Annotated in this window: 14 protein-coding genes; 1 reads left to right on the top strand and 13 read right to left on the bottom strand. The window is 66.5% G+C overall.

Annotated features, from left to right (window positions below; translation table 11 throughout):
* Positions 1-25 precede the first annotated feature (25 nt).
* From BCL79_RS01525 to BCL79_RS01540, 4 genes are all read right to left on the bottom strand, one after another.
* Positions 26-547 (bottom strand): DUF6622 family protein, encoded by a 522-nt coding sequence (locus BCL79_RS01525; protein ID WP_121036846.1) that lies wholly within the window; start codon positions 545-547, stop codon positions 26-28.
* Between the two features lie 163 nt (positions 548-710).
* Entirely contained in the window at positions 711-1,178 is a 468-nt protein-coding gene (locus BCL79_RS01530; RefSeq protein WP_121036847.1) for a hypothetical protein, read from the bottom strand.
* A 7-nt stretch (positions 1,179-1,185) separates the two neighbouring features.
* Positions 1,186-2,568: an aldehyde dehydrogenase family protein gene (locus tag BCL79_RS01535; protein ID WP_121036848.1), complete on the bottom strand. Its 1,383-nt coding sequence runs from the start codon at positions 2,566-2,568 to the stop codon at positions 1,186-1,188.
* A gap of 33 nt (positions 2,569-2,601) precedes the next feature.
* On the bottom strand, positions 2,602-4,257 hold the full coding sequence (locus BCL79_RS01540) for an acetolactate synthase large subunit (protein WP_121036849.1): 1,656 nt from the start codon (positions 4,255-4,257) through the stop codon (positions 2,602-2,604).
* Positions 4,258-4,551: 294 nt separating this feature from the next.
* On the opposite strand from BCL79_RS01540, the gene BCL79_RS01545 reads away from it, so the two are divergent.
* On the top strand, positions 4,552-9,174 hold the full coding sequence (locus BCL79_RS01545; RefSeq protein ID WP_147433826.1) for an autotransporter outer membrane beta-barrel domain-containing protein: 4,623 nt from the start codon (positions 4,552-4,554) through the stop codon (positions 9,172-9,174).
* A gap of 79 nt (positions 9,175-9,253) precedes the next feature.
* Here the strand turns inward: BCL79_RS01545 and BCL79_RS01550 are convergent, their stop codons facing one another.
* The 9 genes from BCL79_RS01550 to BCL79_RS20020 form a co-directional block, all read right to left on the bottom strand.
* Positions 9,254-10,417, bottom strand: coding sequence for an MFS transporter (locus BCL79_RS01550; protein WP_121036851.1), 1,164 nt, complete (start codon positions 10,415-10,417; stop codon positions 9,254-9,256).
* 101 nt (positions 10,418-10,518) lie between these two features.
* Positions 10,519-11,424: a LysR substrate-binding domain-containing protein gene (locus BCL79_RS01555; RefSeq protein WP_121036852.1), complete on the bottom strand. Its 906-nt coding sequence runs from the start codon at positions 11,422-11,424 to the stop codon at positions 10,519-10,521.
* 140 nt (positions 11,425-11,564) lie between these two features.
* Positions 11,565-12,500, bottom strand: coding sequence for a hypothetical protein (locus BCL79_RS01560; protein ID WP_121036853.1), 936 nt, complete (start codon positions 12,498-12,500; stop codon positions 11,565-11,567).
* A gap of 142 nt (positions 12,501-12,642) precedes the next feature.
* Complete coding sequence (locus BCL79_RS01565) at positions 12,643-14,874, bottom strand: TonB-dependent receptor (protein WP_183073626.1); 2,232 nt, start codon at positions 14,872-14,874, stop codon at positions 12,643-12,645.
* Positions 14,875-15,119: 245 nt separating this feature from the next.
* Positions 15,120-16,118, bottom strand: coding sequence for a dipeptide epimerase (locus tag BCL79_RS01570; RefSeq protein ID WP_121036855.1), 999 nt, complete (start codon positions 16,116-16,118; stop codon positions 15,120-15,122).
* A 185-nt stretch (positions 16,119-16,303) separates the two neighbouring features.
* Positions 16,304-17,746 (bottom strand): serine hydrolase domain-containing protein, encoded by a 1,443-nt coding sequence (locus tag BCL79_RS01575; protein ID WP_121036856.1) that lies wholly within the window; start codon positions 17,744-17,746, stop codon positions 16,304-16,306.
* A gap of 37 nt (positions 17,747-17,783) precedes the next feature.
* Positions 17,784-19,403: an N-acyl-D-amino-acid deacylase family protein gene (locus BCL79_RS01580; protein ID WP_121036857.1), complete on the bottom strand. Its 1,620-nt coding sequence runs from the start codon at positions 19,401-19,403 to the stop codon at positions 17,784-17,786.
* Positions 19,403-20,422 carry an alpha/beta fold hydrolase gene (locus tag BCL79_RS01585; protein WP_183073627.1) on the bottom strand — a complete coding sequence of 340 codons (1,020 nt, stop codon included), beginning with the start codon at positions 20,420-20,422 and terminating at the stop codon, positions 19,403-19,405. Before BCL79_RS01585 ends, BCL79_RS01580 begins: the two co-directional genes overlap by 1 nt.
* 347 nt (positions 20,423-20,769) lie before the next feature.
* Positions 20,770-20,967, bottom strand: a complete 198-nt coding sequence (locus tag BCL79_RS20020; RefSeq protein WP_147433827.1) for a hypothetical protein — start codon at positions 20,965-20,967, stop codon at positions 20,770-20,772.
* Positions 20,968-21,032: the final 65 nt, after the last annotated feature.

A 21,032-nucleotide genomic window follows, 5' to 3' on the forward strand; every position in this document is an offset into this window, starting at 1 on the left:
GAGCCGGGACATACCCCAGGTGGCCTCAGCCCGCCGCTTCCAGCGCCGAGGGCGGCGTGGCAAGCCGCGAGGCACGCAGGTATCGCAGGTACTTCCCGATGAAGACGCCGGTGAACCCGCCCGACAGCAACAGATAGGCGGCGCGGAAGCCGACATCGAAGGTGAGCGAAGGGGAAACGGAGAGTGCGACCTCGAAGCCGTACTTCACCACAAACGTGAGCAGCAGCAGCGGCAGCAGGCTGTAGTCCGCACGCCGCCACAACCTCCCCGTGGACATGTTGACGGTGAGCGTTGCCCGTCGCAGCAGCATCCACCCAAGGCCCATGCCCGCACCGATGCCGACCAGCCATTCCGCCCACGCCTCCCAGGAACTACCGAAGCGGTGGCCCAGCGACCAGACTCCCCAAGCGGTGAAGAGGACCGGCACGATGGCCAGCTTCGTGAGCGAGGTTTCACCGGGTTTCATGGCGCTGACGCCACGGGTGACCAGAAAGACCAGAAGCGCCCAGACCCACACAGGGGTACTCGAGATGAGGCTCAGCAGCATGTTCACAGGACGTCCTTGATGTGGGTGGGTGCCGGCGATGCAACGCCGCGCGGGAATGGGTCCATTCTCGCTTTGCACCGACCCATCACAAGTGACAGGTGTCAGGGATCAGGAATTACCCCCCCTCACTCTCCTGGCGACGAGCCAGGGTGCGTGTAAAGGGTCAGGTCCGCTGCAACGCATAGTTGGCCACCATCCTGTCCAGAAGGTCCAGTTCGTCGGGGGGAACTTGCGAGGCGGTATCACACACAATCGATGAGGCCAGATAGTACTCGGTGTCATTGCGGAGGCGGCCACGCCGCAGGATCGCCTTGTAGTGACGAGAGCGGCCCTGCCAGAGCTGACTCATCGTCGGTGCGCCGGCCCGGGCCAGAGAGGCATCGGCTGCAGCGATCTCCTGAGGCGAGAAATCCTCGAAGTCCTCCAGGATGTCATTGACCGCTTGCTTCAGGCCTGGCAGCACACGTGAAACACCCAGCTGGCGCTCGTAGGCCGCCAGGACATTGATGGGATTGTGCGGGTGCTCGAGCCCCAACACCCGATGCGGCGTGAGATGTGTCTCCCAGTGAACAAAGAAGCGCTTGAGTTGGTCGTACTCACGCTGCTTTTCTGCCGATACCGACCTGGCCATAACGGGTTCAACTCCTCCGCATCAGAATCATCTTTTCCTGCGACATGTCCCGCATCGTGTACGGAATCCCGCCCGTGCCATAACCCGATTCGCGGCGGCCGGCGAAAGGCATCCAGTCCGTGCGGAATGCAGTCGGATCATTGATCATCACGGCCGAGGCATCCAAGCGGTTGGCAGCGCGCATGGCGATATCGATATCCTGCGCGAACACGCTGGCCTGGAAGGCGGTGGGCAAGGCGTTGGCGCGAGCAATCGCCTCGTCGAGGTCCGCGAAGCGATACACCGCCACCACCGGCCCGAACACTTCCAGCGTGGTTACCCGAGCGTCGCTGGCTGGATCGAGCAATACGGTGGGCTGCAACATCGTCTCGGAGAGGCGCTTGCCGCCTGTGGCACGCTGCGCACCGCCGCTCACCGCTTCGTCAATCCACTCGGCCACGCGGTCGGCCTCGCGCGGCTGGATCAGCGGGCCCACCTCGGTGTCCTTCAGGGTCGGGTCGCCGGTACGCAGCCGTTCAACCCGGGCGACGAGGGCCTGGGTGAAGTCGTCGGCAATGGTGTTGTGGACGAAGATGCGCTGGGTGGACACGCAGACCTGGCCGGCATGGTAGTAGCCGCCCTTGACGATCGGCTCGATGATCCTGGCCAGGTCAGCGCTGCGATCGACGAGGGCGGGCGCAGCCCCGCCATGTTCCAGCGCCGAACGTGCGCCATGTGCCAGCTTGGCGTGCAGCGACCACCCTACCCTCGCCGAACCGATGAAGCTCAGGAAGGCAATGCGTTTGTCGGTCGCCAGCGCCTCGGCCAGGTCGTTGCCGTCCGGGAGGAAACTCTGGCACCACGGTTCGGGCAGCCCGGCCTCATGCACCATTGCCACGAATTCCAGGCAGGACAGCGGCGTTGCCGAGGCGGGCTTGATGATGACCGGACAACCCACCGCGATGGCCGGCGCGACCTGATGGACGATCAGGTTGAGCGGGTGATTGAACGCCGAGATGGCCGCCACGATGCCGATGGGCTCCCGGGTCGTGAACGCCCAGCGGCCCTCGGACGCTGCCGAAAGACCCATCGGGATTTCGCGGCCGGCAAAGTTGCGCAGCTCGTCGGCCGCGTTGTGGACGCCATCAATCGCACGTGCGGTCTCGATGATCGCATCCGGGAGCGGTTTGCCGCCCTCGCGTGCAATCTGCAGGGCGAGGTGATCGCGCTTGGCGTCCATCAGGGCGGCAAGCCTGCGCAGGATGGCGATGCGCTGGTGCGGGGCGAGCCAGCCGTCGCGGTCCTTGAAGACGCTCTCGGCAGCACTGAGCTTGCGCTCCAGCGCGGCGGCGGTATCCAGCCCGATCTCTGCGATGGGGGCGCGGTCAAAGGCCTGTACGACGGTCAGCATCTTGAGCTCCTTGCGGAAGGGGCAGCCGGGGGGTCACGCGCAGCCCACGTCCGGCGTGCGGTTGCGCAGCTCATCCACCAGCACGCGGGTATTTTCGGCATAGTCGATCGGCACATCCAGCACGTGGACACCGCCACCAGCGAAAGCAGCCTCGATCATCGGCACTAGGTCGTCGACCGCGGTCACCCGGCTCCCCTTCGCGCCATACGCCTCGGCATACTTCACGAAATCCGGATTGCCAAAGCGCATGCCGAAATCCTCGAAACCATCCACCGCCTGCTTCCAGCGGATCATGCCGTAGGCACTATCGTTGAGGATCACCACGACGAGGTTGAGGCCCAGCCGCACGGCGGTTTCCATTTCCTGCGAATTCATCATGAAGCCACCGTCACCGCACACGGCCATGACGCGCCGCTGGGGGTACAGCATGGCCGCCATCATCGCCGATGGCAGGCCCGCACCCATCGTGGCCAGTGCGTTGTCGAGCAGCAGCGTGTTGGCGACGTGCGTTCGATAATTGCGGGCGAACCAGATCTTGTACATGCCGTTGTCGAGGCAGACGATCCCGTCGTCCGGCATGGACTGGCGTACGTCATGCACGACCCGTTGCGGCGTGACCGGGAAGCGGTCCTCCTCGGCACGGTCATTGAGGCGGGCCAGGATCTTCTGGCGCAGCTCGATCATGCCTTCGTCAGTCGCCACGCGGCCTTCCAGCCGCCCGGCCAGCGCATCCATCGAGGCACCGATGTCGCCCAGAACCTCGATATCGGGGTGGTACACCTGCTCCACCGTGGCGGACTGGAAGCTGATATGGATGACCTTGGGCCCGCCGCCGCTCTTCATCAGGAAGGGCGGCTTTTCGACCGTGTCATGGCCGATGGCGATGATCAGATCGGCGCGGGCAACCGCTTCGTGGACATAGTCGCCCTCGGAGAGCGCGGCTGTTCCCATGTACAGGTTGGAGCCGCCGGTGACGGCGCCCTTGCCCATCTGCGTGTTGAAGAACGGCAGGCGGGTCCGTGCGACGAACGCGGAAAGCGCCTCGGCGAGCCACGGGCGGCTTCCCGCCGCACCGATCATCGCCAGCGGCCGTTTGGCCGCCAGGATGGCCGCCTCTGCGCGGTCGAGCGCGGCAGACGGTGCGATCGGACGCTCCAGCGGATGGGCCGGGATGACGGGAATATCTTCGACCTCCTCGCCGGCGACATCTTCCGGGAGCTCCAGATGCACTGGCCCGGGGCGCTCTTCCATGGCCACGCGGAAGGCATCGCGCACCGTGGCCGGAATCGCGGCCGGGCTGACGATCTGACGCGTCATTTTCGTGAGCGGCTTCATCGAGGCCACGATATCCACGATCTGGAACCGTGCCTGCTTGGCGCTCATCACCGGCTTCTGCCCCGTGATGAGAATCATCGGCCACGCGCCGAGGTGGGCATAGGCGGCGCCGGTGGAGAAATTCAGCGCGCCCGGGCCGAGCGTGGCCAGACAGACCCCGGGCCTGCCGGTGAGCCGGCCGTGGGTGGCGGCCATGAACGCGGCCGCCTGCTCGTGGCGGGTAAGCACCAGCTCGATGTGCGAGGTCCGGAGCGACTCGAGGAAGTCCAGATTCTCCTCGCCCGGGACACCAAAGATGCGGTCGACGCCTTCGTTCTCCAGCGCCTTGACCAGTAGATCCGAGCCCTTCTGCATTGCTTCGATCCTTGCGGTGAAGTCACGATCACTATACCCGGGCCGATGTCAGCGCTGCGTCGCCTGTCTGCGGGATGCTGTGCCCCGCGGGTGCCGGTAGTTTTACTGCCCTCATCCCGCATGTATTGCGGTTGAGCGCGTAAAGCGCCGTGGCCAGACTCGAGTGACACCCGGTGCCCGCCGGGCGTGGCGACTTCGTGCATGTAGATCAACACAGCACAACATGGATAAAACGTGGACACTTCCCGATCTGGTCGCCGAGCAGCATCCGGCGTGACGTGTGCGGGTACGTTCGTGTCACCGCAATCGATCCGCGGCAGCCTGCTCGTGGTCGGTCTGGCGGCCGCGGCGCCCTGGTCCGCACTGGCGCAGAGCGTGGACGCCGCCAGCTGCATTACGGTGCCGGCCACCGTACCCGCCCAGCAGGTCCGTGCGAACGGTACGGTCCAGACGATCGCAAGCGGCACGTACGCGCCGACCACCGCCGGTGCACCGGCCTTCTATGCCGCCAATGCCGGCGTGATCAACGCTGCCGGCGCGGTGGCGTTGATCACCAGTGCCGCCAACACGGCCACGGTCTGCTCGACCAACGCGGGCGCGGTCAACTTCCTGGCGGCTGGCTCCACCGTCAGCCGACTGGGCGCCGGAGGGCCTGCTGCCCGCCTGGAGGCAGGCACCACGCTGACCTCGAACGGCACGCGCTTCTACACGTCCCTGGCCAACAGCGAAGGCCTCCAGGTAGCGGGCGGCAGTTTCACCGGCAGCGGCGATGTCATTGCCACCGGAATACTGCTCGGGACGCAACCCGGCAACCCCGCCACCTACGGCCTGCCGGTGGATGCCAGCGGCAATCTCGTCACCGATCCCAGCGCTTACGTGGGCAAGGCCGCAACGGCGGCCCACGGCATCAGTGCCATTGACGGCGCCGTTCGGTTGAATGTGGACAGCGCCGGCATTCCCACGGGTGGCACCACATCGATCCATATCCTGGGCACCGGCGCCGGTGCAACCAATGGCAGCCACGGGCTGCTCGGCGCCAGCGGCGCGCAGTTCGAGGTGCACGCGGTGAACATCCTCACCCGAGGCAACAACAACAGTGGTGGACGCTTTGCCACCGGTTCGCGCCTCAGGGCATCCCAGCTTTCCATCGATACCACCGGCACCGGCGCGACCGGCCTGGTATTCGCTGATGCGCAAGGCATCTTGTCCGGGCTGACCATCAACGCCACCGGCACCACCGCACACGGGCTGTCGGCCGCTGGCACCTCCCAGGTGCAGGTTGATGGGCTGGACATCCGCGTGGCCGGGCAGAATGCGCACGGCGTGCTGGCCGGGGGCGGCAGCACGGTCACACTGGCAGATGCGCCGGGTATCGTCATCGCTGCGGGACAGACCGGCAATGCGCTGCGCGCCGAAGGCAGTGGCAGCGCGCTCACGGCAAACGGGCTGCGCCTCTCAACGCTGCGCAACGGCGCCATCGGTGCCCATGCGCTGACCTCAGGCACGCTCACGCTGAGCGGCAGTGCGATCTACACCTCCGGCATTGCCGGCGGCAATGCGGCGGTTGGTCTGCAGGCGGCCAGCGGCGGCACGGTGCTCAGCCAAGGCAATGTCCTGCTCACGGGCGTACAGCTCGGTACGGATCCTTCCGCCGCCAGCTATGGCCTGCCGGTGGATGCCGGTGGCACTGTCACGACCGATCCGGCCGCCTATGTGGCCACCGGCACCACCGGCGCAAATGGTGCGCAGGTGTCGTCCAGCGGCGGCACGCTGCGCCTGGACGTGGCCGCCAACGGCTCACCGCTGGCCACCGCCACGCGCATCGAAACGTTTGGCAACAACAGCACCGGCGTACTCGTGGCCCAGGCCGCCTCGGCGACATCGCGGCTGCAGGCGGCCAACACGGTGATCACCACGCACGGCATCAATGCCAATGCCGTACTGGTCCAGGGCACGGCTGGCACCACCGGACCGCAGGCCACGTTGCTGCGCCTGGATACACGCACCACGGATCTCAATGCCAACGGCGTGTATGGCCAGGCTGGCGCGCAGGTCAGCGTGACCGACAGTACCCTGACCACCTCGGGAAGCGGCGGCGGCATCCGTGCCGATGGCGCGGCAACCCGTATCACCGCGCGCAATCTCTATATCGGCGGCGGTGGCGCGGGTGGCATCGGCCTGAACGCGACGGGCGGCACCATCGACAGCGCCGGCTCCACCATCATCAATGCCGGCCGCCCCGGGATGACACTCAACGCCAGCGGTGGCACGGCTGGCACGCTGATCTCCAGCGGCGACACCCTCCACACGGGCGTGCTGCTGGGAACCGATCTGGCGCTGCCGACGTTTGGGCGGCCGGTGGATGCCGGCGGCAATGCGGTGACCGATCCCGCCGCATTCGTTCCCTCGGGCATCTCCGGGCATGGGGTATACGTGGGCACGGCCGGCGGCCGGGTCTGGATGAACGTCACTCCGGTGACGGGTCAGGCCGACGGCGCGCGCAGCAGCATCACCACCCTGGGCAACGCCAGCGAAGGCTTCAACATCCAGGGCGTGGATACGATCGCGACCCTGGCCAATGTGAGTGTCTCCACGCGCGGCACCGATTCCATCGGCGCACGCGCGGCGGGGGCCGGGCAGATCCGTACGAGCGGCATGACCGTCACCACCAGCGGGTTGCATGGCTACGGGCTGGCTGCGTATGCCGACAGTCTGCTGACCGCGACGGCAAGCACCATCGTCACCACAGGCGTGCAGGCGCACGGACTGATTGCCTGGGCCGACAATGGGCACCTGCTGCTGGGCGGCGGCAGCCGCGTGACGACCCGTGGTGCGCTGGCCCACGCTGCGGTGGCATGGAACGGCGGGCGGTTGGACGTGGCAGATAGCACGCTGGCCACGACCGGTCCCGGCGCGGCGGCGTTGCTGGTCCGTGGCGATCCCGCCCCCGCGTCGGCCTTCGTTACGCAGTCCACGCTCTCCGCGGCGGACGGCCCCGGCGTAGGCGCCATTGGCGCGGCGCAGATCGGCCTGACCGGCGCGACGGTAGGCGGGCGCGATCTATGGCTGAAGGTCGGTGCCATCGCCGATTTCGATGGGCTCGATGCGGCGGTCCCGGTGCTCCCGCCAGACCTGCCGCCGGATGATCCGGCAGCGCCCTTGCCGATGGCGGTGCCGATGCAGATGCCGCTGTTGCCGGCCGCCGACACCCCGACCATTGCCAGCATCGCCGCGACCGCCAGCGTGCTCACCGGCGCCGCGATCACCCTGCCCGGCAGCCTCTCCAATGTGGCGCTGCACGACACGCTGTGGAATCTGACCGGCAACTCCACGCTCACCACGCTGCTCAATGATCGCAGCCGGATCGCGTTCGCGGTGCCTGGCGGAGATCCCGCCCAAGGGGCCAGCTACAAAACCCTGACCGTGTCGCGCTACAGCGGCAATGGCACGCTCGCGCTGAACACCTGGCTGGGTGACGATGCCTCCCCTTCGGATCAGCTGGTCGTGGTGGACGGCAGCAGCAGCGGCCCCGGCGCATTGGAGATCCGCAACAGTGGCGGCCGGGGCGACCTTACGCTGGCCGATGGCATCGGCGTGGTGCAGACAATCAACGCCATCAGCACGGCGGACAATTTTGCGTTGTCCGCGCCGGTCGTGGCCGGCCCCTACGAGTATTTCCTGTACCGCGGCGGTGCAGCCACGCTCTCCGGCCCGGACGTGGAGAACAGCTGGTACCTGCGCTCGGTGATCGATTGCGCCAGCCCGGGCGCACCGGCACCCCCCTGCCCCAGCCCGCCGCCCGAGCCGCCCGAGCCGCCCCAGCCACCACCGGAGCCACCGCCTACACCGCCTACACCGCCCACCCCGGCGCCGCCCCCGGCCTATCGCCAGGAGGTGTCGCTGATCGCAGCCGCACCCGCGATGGCCCAGGTGTACGGCCGCACCCTGATCGATACCCTGCACGAACGGGTCGGCGACGAGCAGCTGCTGCACCAGCGCGGCGACCTGGAGACCGGACGCAGTGGATTCAATGGCGCGTGGATGCGCTATCTCGGCCACGACGGCGAACATGATGGTGGCCGACGCGGCATCTATGGCGATCACGGCCCCGACTTCGACTACCGCTTCGATGCGTTGCAGATCGGCACCGACCTCTACCGGCGCGTGGATGCCGATGACCTGCGCCGCCGCCATGCCGGTTTCTACCTCGCCTATGGCAAAGGCAAGGGCGAGGTGCGGCACAACCTCCTGGATTACCGCTTCCATGCCGGTACGAACCGGTTCAAGGCCGGCTCGGTCGGCGGCTACTGGACAGCGTTCTCCGCCAAAGGCGCCTATATCGACGCCGTGGCCCAGTACACGTGGTACGACATGCGCCTGCAGTCCCCGCGCACGTCCGACAGTTTTGTCGACGCCGATGGGCTGGCGCTGTCGGTGGAAGGCGGCTGGCCGTTCGTTCTCAACGAGGGCGACGGGTCCTCCGGAGAGGACGGGCGTTGGCGTCTGGAGCCGCAGGCGCAGGTGATCTGGCAGCAGATCGACGTCGACGACCTCGATGATCACACCGCGCAGGTGCACTTCAGCGACGGCGACTCGCTGGTGGGGCGCATCGGCGCGCGATTGAATCGCACCGGGCAGCACGAGACCGCGCAGGGTGAGGCCCGCAGCAGCAATGCCTGGCTGCGCGCCAACGTGTGGCATGAGTTCCGGGGCACGCCCCGCGCCGCATTCGCCACCAACAGCGGCTACGTGCCGTTCGCCGTCGATATGGGCGGCTCATGGGGCGAAGTGGGCATCGGCGGAACCTGGCAGGTCACCCAGACCGGCTACCTGTATGCCGATATCGACTACAGCTGGAGTTTCAACGGCGACGAGACCGCGTGGAACGGCAAGCTGGGCATGCGCTGGAACTGGTAGAAGCGGTGATTCCCACCGGGCAGCTGCAATCCTCCCGTCGCCATTTCTGGGACATCAAGGATGGGCGCGCCAGTACACCTTATGAGTGTCTGCGGCGAGCGAGGCGATACAACACGGTGCCCGCCAGTACCGCGGCCACGGCCCCTGTCAGCGGTACCGAGGCCAACGTTGCATAGCTGATCGTAAGGCTGCCCATGGCGCCCCCAAGCGCGGTGCCCAGGTTGAAGGAGGCGATGTTCAACCCCGCCGCCACCGGGCTGTAGGCGGGAATCAAGCGCTGCGCCTGCTTGAGCAGACGCAGTGTCAGCAGGGTCACGATGCAGAAGAAACAGATGCCGAGCGTACCGATCAGCAGCATCATCATGGCCGGCATGCTGGCGAACACGTAGAGCCCGAGCAGATTCAACGCCAACGCGACCAGCGCCACCTGAAGGCTGCGCTCCCCGTCCATCGCATCGCCCAGCGCGCCCCCGAGCAGATTGCCTGCGATCGCACAGACGCCGAACAACAGCATGCCCAGGCTCAGCCACTGCACGCCCACACCGGTGATCTGCTGCAGGTACGGCGAGACGAAGGTGAAGAACGAGAACGTCGCGACGCTCACCAGCGCGCCGATCCCGGCCGTCGCCAGCAGCTCGGGATGGATGATGGCCTGGATGCCCTTCCATGCGCCGCCGCGGGACGGGGCCGAGCGGGCAGCCCCCCTCGGCATGCACAACGCCAGGCCCAGCATGCCGACCACGCTGAGGACGCCGATGGACAGGAAGACCACGCGCCACGACCAGAAACTGCCCAGGTACGTGCCGATCGGAACGCCGAACGCCAGCGCGAGGGTCAACCCGATCCACACAACCGACAGCGCCCGGCCGGATCGCTGCGGGTCCACGAGCCGGGTCGCCGCGTCGGAGGCGACCGCCATGAAGACCCCGTGGCCGAGGCCGACCACGAAGCGGATGGCCAGCAGTGTGATCAGATTGGGCGAGGCGCTCATCAGCAGGCTGCCCAGCCCGAGCAATGCCGTGGCCAGCAGCAGGATCTGCCGGTCCCGCCAGTGCGCGACCAGGGCGGTGATGAACGGTGCGCCGATGGCCGCGCCCAGTGCATAGGCGGCAATGGCCGTGCCGACGAGGGATATCCGCGCCCCCAGGTCATCGGCAATCGTGGTCAGCAATCCGGCGACCACGAACTCGGAGAGCCCGAACGCGAACGCGCACAGGGAAAACACATAGATGGCAGCGGGCATCGCAGGTCCTATACAGCAGAGCTGCGCAAGCCTAGTGCCTCGCCATGTGCGGGTGAAGGACGGTTTACATACCGCAGCAAGACGCCGCGCGTCCTGTCACCTCAAGGCAGAGTAAGGGACTGCAGGACTGCCTGTATCAACCGGTCGCGGATCGCTGAGGTCCGGGTCTCGTTCCACGCCATGAACAGGTCCAGCCGTGACACGTCCTCGGCCGCATCCACCTGGAGCGGCCGGAACACAACGTCCTCGCGCGTTTCCGTCGCCAGCGAAGCGGGCAGCAGCGCGATACCGAACCCCGCAGCCACCAATGCAATCAGGGTCTGCATCTGCCGGCCGTGCTGCACGATGTCGGGCACGAACCCGGCTGTCTGGCACAGGCCGATCAGCTGGTCATGAAATCCTTTGCCGAGTGTGCGGGGCGAGGCGACGAACGCTTCGTTCCTGAGCAATGCCAGATCGACGCGCGCTTTCGCCGCCAGCGGATGACCGGCCGGCAGCGCGACGCAGATCCGTTCGCTCAGCAGCCTTTGCATGCGCAGGTGCGGCGTCGTGGTGCCCGGTGTCCGCATGAAGCCGATATCCACCTCTCCCTGCTCCAGGGCGTTGACCTGCTCCTGGGTGGTGGCCTCCCGCATCGTGAAGGCGATGCCCGGGTTGCGCTCTCGAAAGTGGCGCAGCGCCTGCAGCAACGAGGCATATGGGGCGATGTTGATGAAAGCCAGGGTCAGATGGCCCTCCATGCCCTGGGCCACGCGGCGCGTCTGCGCTACGCCCTCCTCCAGCGACTGCACGGTACGGCGTGCGGTTTCAAGAAAGGCAGCGCCCGCCGGTGTCAACGCGACGCTGCGAGGGGTGCGCTCGAACAACGGCGCTCCGACGGCGGCCTCCAGCTTGCGGATGGCCTGGCTCAGCGGCGGCTGCGCCATGTGCAGCCGCTCGGCGGCACGATTGAAGTGCAGCTCCTCGGCCACGGCAATGAACTGTTGGAGCAGGCGGGTCTCTATCACTGAAACACCAGACCTCTTGAATACCGGGATTGAGGGTGTTCAACATACCAAATCGCTACATTCGCCAGAACGCGCCTGCGGGAGGGGCTGGTCATGATGCTGCTGCTCGTCAGCCATCATCGACGAGGGGCCGGACAGCGTTACTTCGGGGTGTCGCGCTCCGTCGCGTCCGCTTCGATCAGCTCCCGGCGCTGGGCCTCGATCCAGGCATCCCCGGCGGCACGTGCCTGGGCATCCCGTTCCTTGTTCTGCCGCTCGATTTCCTGATACTCCGCCCATACCTCGGGCGTGATCGTGTCGAGTCGATGGTCCGAACGCAGCGCGATCGAGGGAGAGGCGCCCGTGGAGACCGTGAAGTTGTCGAACAGCCATTGCCGTCGCTGCTCGGGCGGGGCATGCAGCAGGTCGGGTTCCGCATAGTTCTGCATCGGCAGGGTCTGCTCGGCGAGCGGGGTATCGGAAGAAATCCGTGCCAGCCTGACGACGAGGCGCTCATGGTCCCGGTCCTTCCGGTACAGGGCAACGGTGTCGCCGTCGATCCACAGCGCGTACCAGTACCCCGCGATGGGATGGACCTGGAAGGGCCGTTCACGGACCAGGATCAGATCGCCGGGATCTCTGTAAAGCGCCCGCCAGCCCGGCGCTGCCGGGCGGAGGCTGCAGTCGGCGGTCCCTTTCATGATCGTGTCCAGCGTCGGCGTGCCATTGCGTGCGACGAGCCGCGTCGTCCAGCAGCGTGACCCGTCACGGTTATGCGAGGCGATCAGCACCGCGTCTTCGTCCAGCACCACGGCATCGGTATGCACGAACTGATCGCCCGCCGCTTCAGGATCCTGCAGGAGCGCCGAGAATCCTTGGTCGGACAGCCTGTTGCCGTCCACGTACAGCACGTACGTCGTGTAGTGCTGATACTTGCTGACGTTGATGTCCAGTCGGCTTTCGGTCACGGCCACGACCTTCAGCGTGTCCGAGGAAAGCACGGTTTCCCTGTTGGTCCGGGCACATGCCGTCAACAGCGGCGCCGCACACACCAGCAGTGCGGCGGAACGCAGGAGGGAATCCAGTCTGAAACGCATCGCGCTGCGGCCTGCGGGTGTGGGGCGGACCCGTGCAAGCATATCCGCTTCGGCGACGCGTATCGGCCAGCGTTGCAGGCCTTCGTGGCGTTGTCGGCCAGCGCGGCACCGGGAAGGTGCCGCGCCGCCCTGCCCCGCTCGATCAGAAGCTGTAATCGAGCGACACACCCACGGTCCGCGGCTGCATCATCACCGCATTCCAGCGGCGGTACTGCTGCGCGCCGGCGGCAGGAATCGTCCTGCCGGCCGCCACGTAGATGTCCTTGTTGGTGAGGTTGGTGACGAAGAAGCGCACCGTCGTGTTCTGGCTGCTCACTTCGGCAGTCAGGTCAACGGTGGTGTAGCTGGGCAGGTCGAAGGACTGCGTCGCCGCCACCGATGCCGCACGCTCGCCGTAATAGCGCAGCGCGCCACCGACGCTCCAGCCCCATTCGCCGCTCGTCGGGAACTGGTAGTCGGCCTGCAGGCTGCCGGCCCATTCGGGCACCTGCGGCAGCTGGGCACCGGATTCGGCCTGGTTCGGGCCACCCGGGCGCGCCGGGGGAATCGGCGCGGTCAGCTTCGCGTCGGTGTAGGTCAGGCTGCCGCTCAGGCGCAGGCCGTCGACGGGCATCAGCGCGCCGGTGAATTCAACGCCCTGGCTGCGTGCTTCGCCGCCATTGACGCCATAGGAGATGCCCTGCGCCGTGAGCAGGTTCAAGCGGATGTCATCCCAGTCGATCCGGAAGGCCGCCACTTCCACCAGTGCACGACGATCCCAGAAGTGGCTCTTCAGGCCGGCTTCGTAGTTGATCAGCGTGTCCGACTTGACCTGCGACGGCACCTCCGGGGCGGCCGGCAGGATGGGATTCGGGCTGCCGGCGCGGTAGCCGGTGGCCACGCGCACGTAGGCCATGGTGTCTTCGCCCAGGAACAGGCGCGGGCTGGCGCTCCAGGTGGTCACGCTTTCCGAGGAGTCGGTGATCCGCTGCACCCCGTCACCGCCCAGCGGACCGCCGAGGGTCTGGCGGAATTGCTGGTCATTGCGCGCATGGCGCACGCCCAGGGCCAGATCGAAGCGGTCGGTGAACTTCCAGGTGGCATTGCCGAACAGCGCCTTCTCTTTATACGTGGTCAGCACCGAGGCGGTGAACAGATCAAGCACCGGATTGAACGCCGGGCTCAATGCACTGCCGCGCTCGATGTAGGCGGCATCTTCATCGGTATAGAACGCGCCAAGCTGCCATTGCAGGCGACTGTCGCCCTTGGAGGTCAGGCGGAATTCCTGGGTCCACTTCTTCAGTTCGATATCCGTGTCCAGCCCGGCGTATGCCATCACCGGGCCCACGCCGGGCTTCTGGCCCAGCAACGGGATGTACTCCACCGACTGGTCCTGCAGGCGCCAGGAGTTGGATTTCATCCAGCTGCTGGCGGAAGTGAAGTCGGCCCAGCCCAGATCCCAGTCCACCGTCAGGCCGTACACGTCGTACTTGATCGTGCTCGGCTGCAGGAACAGATACTCGTTCGAGTAACCGGGCAGCTTCGGCTTGAAGGTGGCCGGGTCGAGCGCGACCGTCGCGAAATTGTCGCCCTTGTTTTCCTGGCGCATCGCGGTGAGCAGCACGTCCACCGTATCGGAGGCCTTCCACAGCAGCGAAAGGCGGCCGGCGTTCTGGTACACATCGTTGGTGTCGCGGCGATGCAGGACGCTGTTGTCGATCCAGCCCGGACTGGTCTGCTCGGCGTAGCTGGCGCGCAGGGCCAGCTGACCCTTCACCAGCGGCACATTGACGGCGGCGCGCTCGGAATGGCCCACCCGGCCGCCATCGTCGACAACGCGCATCGTGGCACCGGCGCGGCCCGAGAAGTACTCCAGGTCCGGCCGTTTGGTCACGTACTTGACCACGCCGCCCAGTGCACTGGCACCGTACAGCGTGCCCTGCGGGCCGCGCAGCACTTCCACGTTCTGCACGTCGTACGGCAACAGGTCGAACATGCCGGAGGTGGCACCGGACAGTGAGCCATTGGCGGTCAGCGGCACGTCGTCGACGTAGATCGAGGTCGCGGCGGTGTTGCCCATCGGGGTGATGCCGCGGATCGAGATCGTCGAGCGGCCCGGCGCACCGAGGCTGGTGATCTGCAGGCCGGGAACCAGCCCGGCCAGGTCATTCATGTTGTTGACCTGGAGGCGGTCGAGCTGCTCTTCGCTGATGACGCTGATCGACATCGGGATATCGGTGACCACCTCCACGCGTTTCTGCGCGGTCGCGGTCACGGTGCCCAACGTATGTACGTCGTCGCGGTTGGGGTTCTCGGCGGCGACCTGTGCCAGTGCCGTGGCGCTGCAGCCCAGGGCCAGGATGCCTGCAGTGCAGGCCAGCGACAACGCGTTCATTCGGAGCGAACAGTGACTCATGTGATGAGACCTCGGTAGCGAAGCTGGACGCCCACGGCAATGGGCACGGAATGCGGCAGTCAGGGCACCCCGTCGTGCTGGGGTGGGGGCCGGCCTGGCAGTGACGCTCCTGGGATGAATGGCTATGTGTAAGCCCATGTAGGACACAATAGTCCTGTTCAGAGAACTGTCAATCCTGCGTCGCAGCATTGACATGAATTCATGCGCCAGGCGCGCCCCGAACCTCAGCGTCCAGCGCCCCAGACCGCTTCGTCACACCAGATCGTGCCGTCGCGATAGAGCACCCCGGGGGTGCGGTCCTGCTTGAGGAACGTGGGCCCGTCCAAGTCGACGAGATCGCACAACTGCCCGACCACGAAGCCCGGCGCAGCGCCCAGGCTGCTGCAGACCATGCAGCCGACCATGACGCCCAGCTCGGCCTCGCGTGCCGCGGCGGCGATCAGCAGCGCCTCGGTCAGGCCGCCGCATTTGTCGAGCTTGATGTTGAATACGTTGAAGCGACCCTTCAGGCCGTCGACATCGGCCAGGGTGAGCGCGCTTTCATCGGCGGCCAGAGGAATCGGCGACACGAATCCATCCAGATCGGCCTCGCGCCCGCGGGCCAGTGGCTGTTCGATCAGCGCCACATCGGCGTCCACCATCGCAGCCACCAGCCGCTCGAGATCGCCAACCTGGTAACCCTGATTGGCATCGACCCCCAGCCATACCTCGGGGCGCACGGCACGGATCGCTGCGACGCGTGCGATGTCCAGGTCGAGATCACCGGTCAATTTGACCTTGATCGAACGCGCCTGGCGATACGCGACCGCAGCGGCCGCCATGGCCGCCGGCTCATCGGCGCCGACCGTGAAGGTCGTGGGGAGCGGCCGCGGCGGGGGCAGCCCGGCAAGCGCCCAGACGGGCTTGCCCGCCTGCTTCGATTCCAGCTCCCATAGGGCAGCATCCACCGCGTTGCGTGCGCCACCGGCTGGCAGGATCGTGCGCAGTTCCTCGCGCGTGGGGTGTGCCTCGATGGCATCACGCACCGCTTCGAGCTGGATGCGCATGGTCTCGATGTCTTCGCCCAGGTAATAGACGCCGGTCGCCTCACCGCGGCCGATGTGCGTGCCGTCATCCAGGGTGACAAGGCAGGCCAGCCGGCTGTCGAAGACGTGGCTGGCGATGCGGAACGGCGCGGCCAGGCGCAGCGCGTCAACCGCGATGCCGAGGGTGAGGCGGGCCATCAGGCGTTCACTCCGGATGCGGCCACGTCACGCGCCACAGCGGGCGTTGCCAACAGCTTGATCGAGTACATCTGGTTTCCCTGCCTCAAGGTGAGTAATTCTCACATTGAGACATTAGTTCTCCGTAAAGAGAACTGTCAATGGGCGCCGTGTCCGGCGCCCCCTCCCTCGTGGCGCGTTACGGATTACTTCGCAGGTACCGGGGCCGGTGCAAGTGCGGCCGCGATCTGCGACAGATACTTGTTCCAGTCGAATTTCTGCCCTTCCGGCGTCCAGCCCAGACGCACGATCACCGCATCCTGCGAAGGAATCACCGCCATGATCTGATGGTTGTGGCCCATCGCCATGAAGGCATCGGGTGGCACGTCCTGCAGCACCTTTCGACCTTCTTCTGCAGCCGCGGGCCGGTTCAACCACAGCTGCGCGCCGTACGAGGGGCGCGTTGATGCCGGCGTGGGCGTCACCGCGAACTGGAGCCATTCCGGCGACAGCAGCCGCTTGCCACCGGCCTCGCCGTGGTTCAGATGCAGCAGCCCATAGCGCGCCCAATCCCGCGCCGTTGCATACCCATAGGAACTGCCGACCAGCACGCCGGACTCGTCCGGCTCGATCAGCGCGCTGCGCATGCCGGCCGGCTCGAACAACCGTGTCTGTGCAAATCGGGTCATGCCCTCCAGAGTGCCGCCGGTAGCCTCGAAAACGATCCGCGAGAGGATGTTGGTCGTGCCCGAGGAATAGCTCCAGTGCGTGCCTGGCGCATGTTCAAGCGGCATCGCGGCGGCCAGCGCGCCCATGTCACCGGCTTCGAACAGCATCTTGATCGATTCGTTGCCGGGCTTGTAGCTCTCGACGAAGGCCAACCCGCTCGACATCGTCAGCAACTGGCGCAGTGTGATCGCGCCACGTGGATCGGCTTCGCCCTTCCATTCCGGCACCGGAGCGGGGTCATCCAGCTTGAGCACGCCGTCATCCACCAGCAGGCCAACCAGCGTGCCCATGATGCTTTTGGTGGCCGACCAGCCCAGCATGCGGGTGTTCTGGTTGAAGCCGGGCGCGTAACGCTCGGCAACGATCGCCCCACCCTGCACCACCACGATCGCACGGGTGTCCGGGTAACCGCCCACGTTCTGCTCCTCGAAGGCCGCACTCACAGCCGCGTCCAGTGCGGCACGGTCGAGCTTCGCTTCTGCGGCGGCCTGCAGCGCCGGCACCGGGCGGTCGCCCTGCGGCCACGGCCGCGCCGCCAGTGGCGATAGTGGCGTGAGCTGGGCCGCCTGGGCCTTGAGCGCGGTGAGCGGCACGTCGCCCGTGGTCAGCGTGCAGCCGACCGCCGGGCGATGCAACGCCGTCCGGCTGGCCGTACCAGGCGCGGAGGCGGTGACCGTGCCTGCCTTGCGATCGACCGCCAGCGCCACCGTCCTGGTGAACGGCGCCAGTGCGTGGATGTCATCGCGCAGCACGTCGGCCTCAGCGCGGTTGGCCACGAAAATGCCGGCGCAGGCGATCTGTGCCGAGACCGCGGTGCCCAGATCCTCCGCGCTGGTGATCGGTGGTGCGGCGGCCAGTGCCGGCGCGGAGGCGGCGAGCGCCAGAGAGAGAAGACTCCAGCCGGAGGCGTGTCGGATCATGAGGTGTGTCCTGTGTCTGTTGAGGCGCGCACGTGGATCACCGCGCGCGGCATGGGTGGCGCAGCGCAGAGCCCGCCCGGGCGCCGGTGTGCTTGCCGCCCTCGAAGCTCACCACACCGTTGACGATCACGGTTTCGATGCCGGTCGGCGCGCCGGCGGGCGCATCCCAGCTCGCCACATCGTCCAGCGTGTCCAGATCGAACAGCACGATATCGGCGCGCATGCCCTCGCGGATCAACCCGCGATCGCTCAACCCCATCCGCTGTGCGGGCCAGCTGGTCATCTTGCGGACCGCGTCTTCCAGCGTCAGCACATGGCGCCGCTTGACGTACTCGGCGAGGATGCGTGGGAAAGTGCCGTACGCGCGCGGGTGCGGCAGGCCGATGGCACCGTCGCTGCCGTAGTTCACCGCCGCGGCGGCATCACTGCCGATGCTGACCCAGGGTTGGCGCAGCGCGAGCTGCACATCCTCTTCGCTGATCATGAAATACAGCGCGACCGCCCGGTTGGGCAGCCCTTCAAGCGCGATGTCCCAGGCCGCATCGGCCGGATCCAGATTCAGCTCGGCACCGATCTCGGCCAGCGTCTTGCCATGGAAGCGACGGTACTTGTCACTGAAGCTGTTGGCCAGGCGCACGTTCTGGAAGCCACCCGATGCATGCACCAGGTTCGACCAGCCCGGCATCGAACCGGCGGCGACCTCCTTCTTCATGCGCTCGCGCACCTTGGGATCGCGCACGCGCTCGATACCTTTCTCAAGCCCGTCGGCCCAGACCCAGCTCGGCGCGATGATTTCCAGCCCGGTGCCGCCGGCGGTGTAGGGATACAGATCGGCGGCTACATCGACGCCACGGTCCCGCGCGGCATTGATCGTCGCCAGTGCCTGCGGCATCAGCTTGCCCCACTCCGGCGCATAGGCAGCCTTCAAGTGGAAGATCTCCACCTTGACCCCGCCCTTCTCACCAATCTCGATCGCTTCCTCGATCGCCTTGACCACGCCCTCGCTCTCATCACGCATATGCGTGGCGTAGAAGCCGTCGCATTGCGCGGCCACCTTGGCCAGCGAGATCAGATCCGAGGTGCTCTGAAAGCTGCTGGGTGCATAGATCAAGGCGCTGGAGATACCGAACGCGCCGGCCTCCATCGCGATCTTCACCTGCTCGCCCATGGCATCCAGCTGCTTGCTGGTCGGCGCACCGGCGGCATCGCCCATGACATGCACGCGGGCCTGGGTGGAGGAGTAGTACGTGCCGAAGTTGACCGCGATACCCTGCGTTTCAAGCTGCTTGAAGTAGCCCGGCATGCCCGCCGCAGGCACCGGCGGTCCGCCCTCGCCGCCGATCAGCGTGGTCACGCCCATCCGCAGCTTGTTCTCCGCCGCGCCATCCTTGAGCAGCGCCGCGCCGGACTGATCCATCATGTCGATGAAGCCGGGCGACACATAGCGCCCCGTCGCGTCGATCTCGCGGGTGCCCTGCCCGGGGACCTGACCCACCCGGACCACGCGCCCCTCCTTGACCGCCACATCGGCACGGACCCACGGATTGCCGGCGCCGTCGAGGACGCGTCCACCGCGGATCACCAGGTCATAGTCGGCGGCGGCCGCATTGGCGGCGAACAGCATCGATACGCCCGCCCAGAGCAGGGTGCGCTTCATCATTTCATCTCCTTGTCGGTGCGCGCCTGCGCACGCACGTCATCCACGACCTCGCGAACCGCATCCACGACGCGGTCAGGCTGATCGATCTGGATGTAGTGACCGGAATCGCTCACGATCTGTTGCTGCCCACGGCTGGACAGGGCTGCCTGCTCGGCATGCAGGGTGCGCCATTCCTGCTTGAACCGCGCGCCCTCCTCCGCCGTCAGGCCCATCTTCTTCAGCTCGTCGGGCTTGAACGGTTTCAACGCGGTCAGCACGATCACCGGGCGGTCGCCAAACGACGTGACCGCGCGGGCATCGTCCATGGTGCTGTCGAAGCCGTCGAGTTCAGCGGTCGCGCCCGTGACCGAGGCACTGGAGAAGGCAGTGATCTCCGCGGCCTCATCCTTCGGGCGTGGGCCATGATCGGCGCGCGAGAACAGGAAGCGCACCAGGCCGGTCCGCGATAGTGTGGTGGCCGTATGCATCAACAGCGACACCTTCTTCGGGTGGACATCGATGCTCACCACGCTGCCGAGCCGGGCGATCTGATCCGGGTGCGAGGGGTCGACCATCACCAGCCCGGCAACCTGCTCGCCGTAGCGCCCCACATAGGTGCGGATGTACGGCCCGCCGATGGAGTGGCCGACCAGCACCAGCGGATCGGTGATGCCCGCGCCTTTCAACAGGGCATGCAGGTCATCGGCCACGGCCGACGCACGCTGCGGGGTGTCCTTCGCATCGCTGCGCATGATGCCGGCGCGGTCGTAGGCACAGGCGCGGGTGAAGCCGGCGATCCGGTCGTGCACCCGGGTCCAGTCCATCGTGCCGCCCGTGCCGAGGCCGGACTCGAAGATCACGGTCGGGGTGCCACTGCCGCGACACTCGATATGCATCTGGCGTCCGCCGATATCGACCATCTGGCCGCGCAGCGGGTGGTCCACCTCTGCATTGCGGCGCGCCAGCGCCTCGTATACCACCCCGACCAGGGTGAGAAGGATCACGAGCGCGAGCAGACCCAGCAGGATCCACTTCACCCATCGCCAAAACCGCCGCCAACCCTTTACTGCTGTCATGTCGTGCTCTCTTGAATGGCGTACTGAAGCGCGTGCCGCCCCGCGGATCCGGCCCGGGGAGCGTTCAAGGGAGGACTGACCCATGCGGCAGGCAATCATCCCGAATGGGATATAAACGTCCTGATGGGAGAATTGTCAATGTGCGGTGCGCCACCCCGCTGTCGTTTGGGGCGAGGTTGAGCGCGCAGATCACACGGGGGCAAAGACGATGGCGGTATCGATGCCGGGCTGATCGCCTTATTCGGCGGGCGGAATCGCCGGGATGTGCATGGTGTCGACGGGCCTCTGCCGCCCGCCGATCTCGAACTTCAGCGGCATCCGGATACGATCGGCCACCGGCATCCGCACGCGTTGGCGTTCTCCGCTTTGCAATGCAGTTCAGCCAGGCTGACCCGGGCATTGGCCACGGTGCAGCTCTCGTCCAACATGGGCTGTGCCGATGCAGTTGTGGCGGCGAGGTAGATAATGACGGCCAACGTGCCTGCAGTGATGTAGCGCTTGTCCACGGTCAGTCCATTGATGGGCAAAGACAACAAGGGTACCGACATGTGTGAAGACCCGCACTTCACGC

Source organism: Stenotrophomonas rhizophila (genome assembly GCF_003651185.1).
Classification (GTDB): Bacteria; Pseudomonadota; Gammaproteobacteria; order Xanthomonadales; family Xanthomonadaceae; genus Stenotrophomonas; species Stenotrophomonas maltophilia_Z.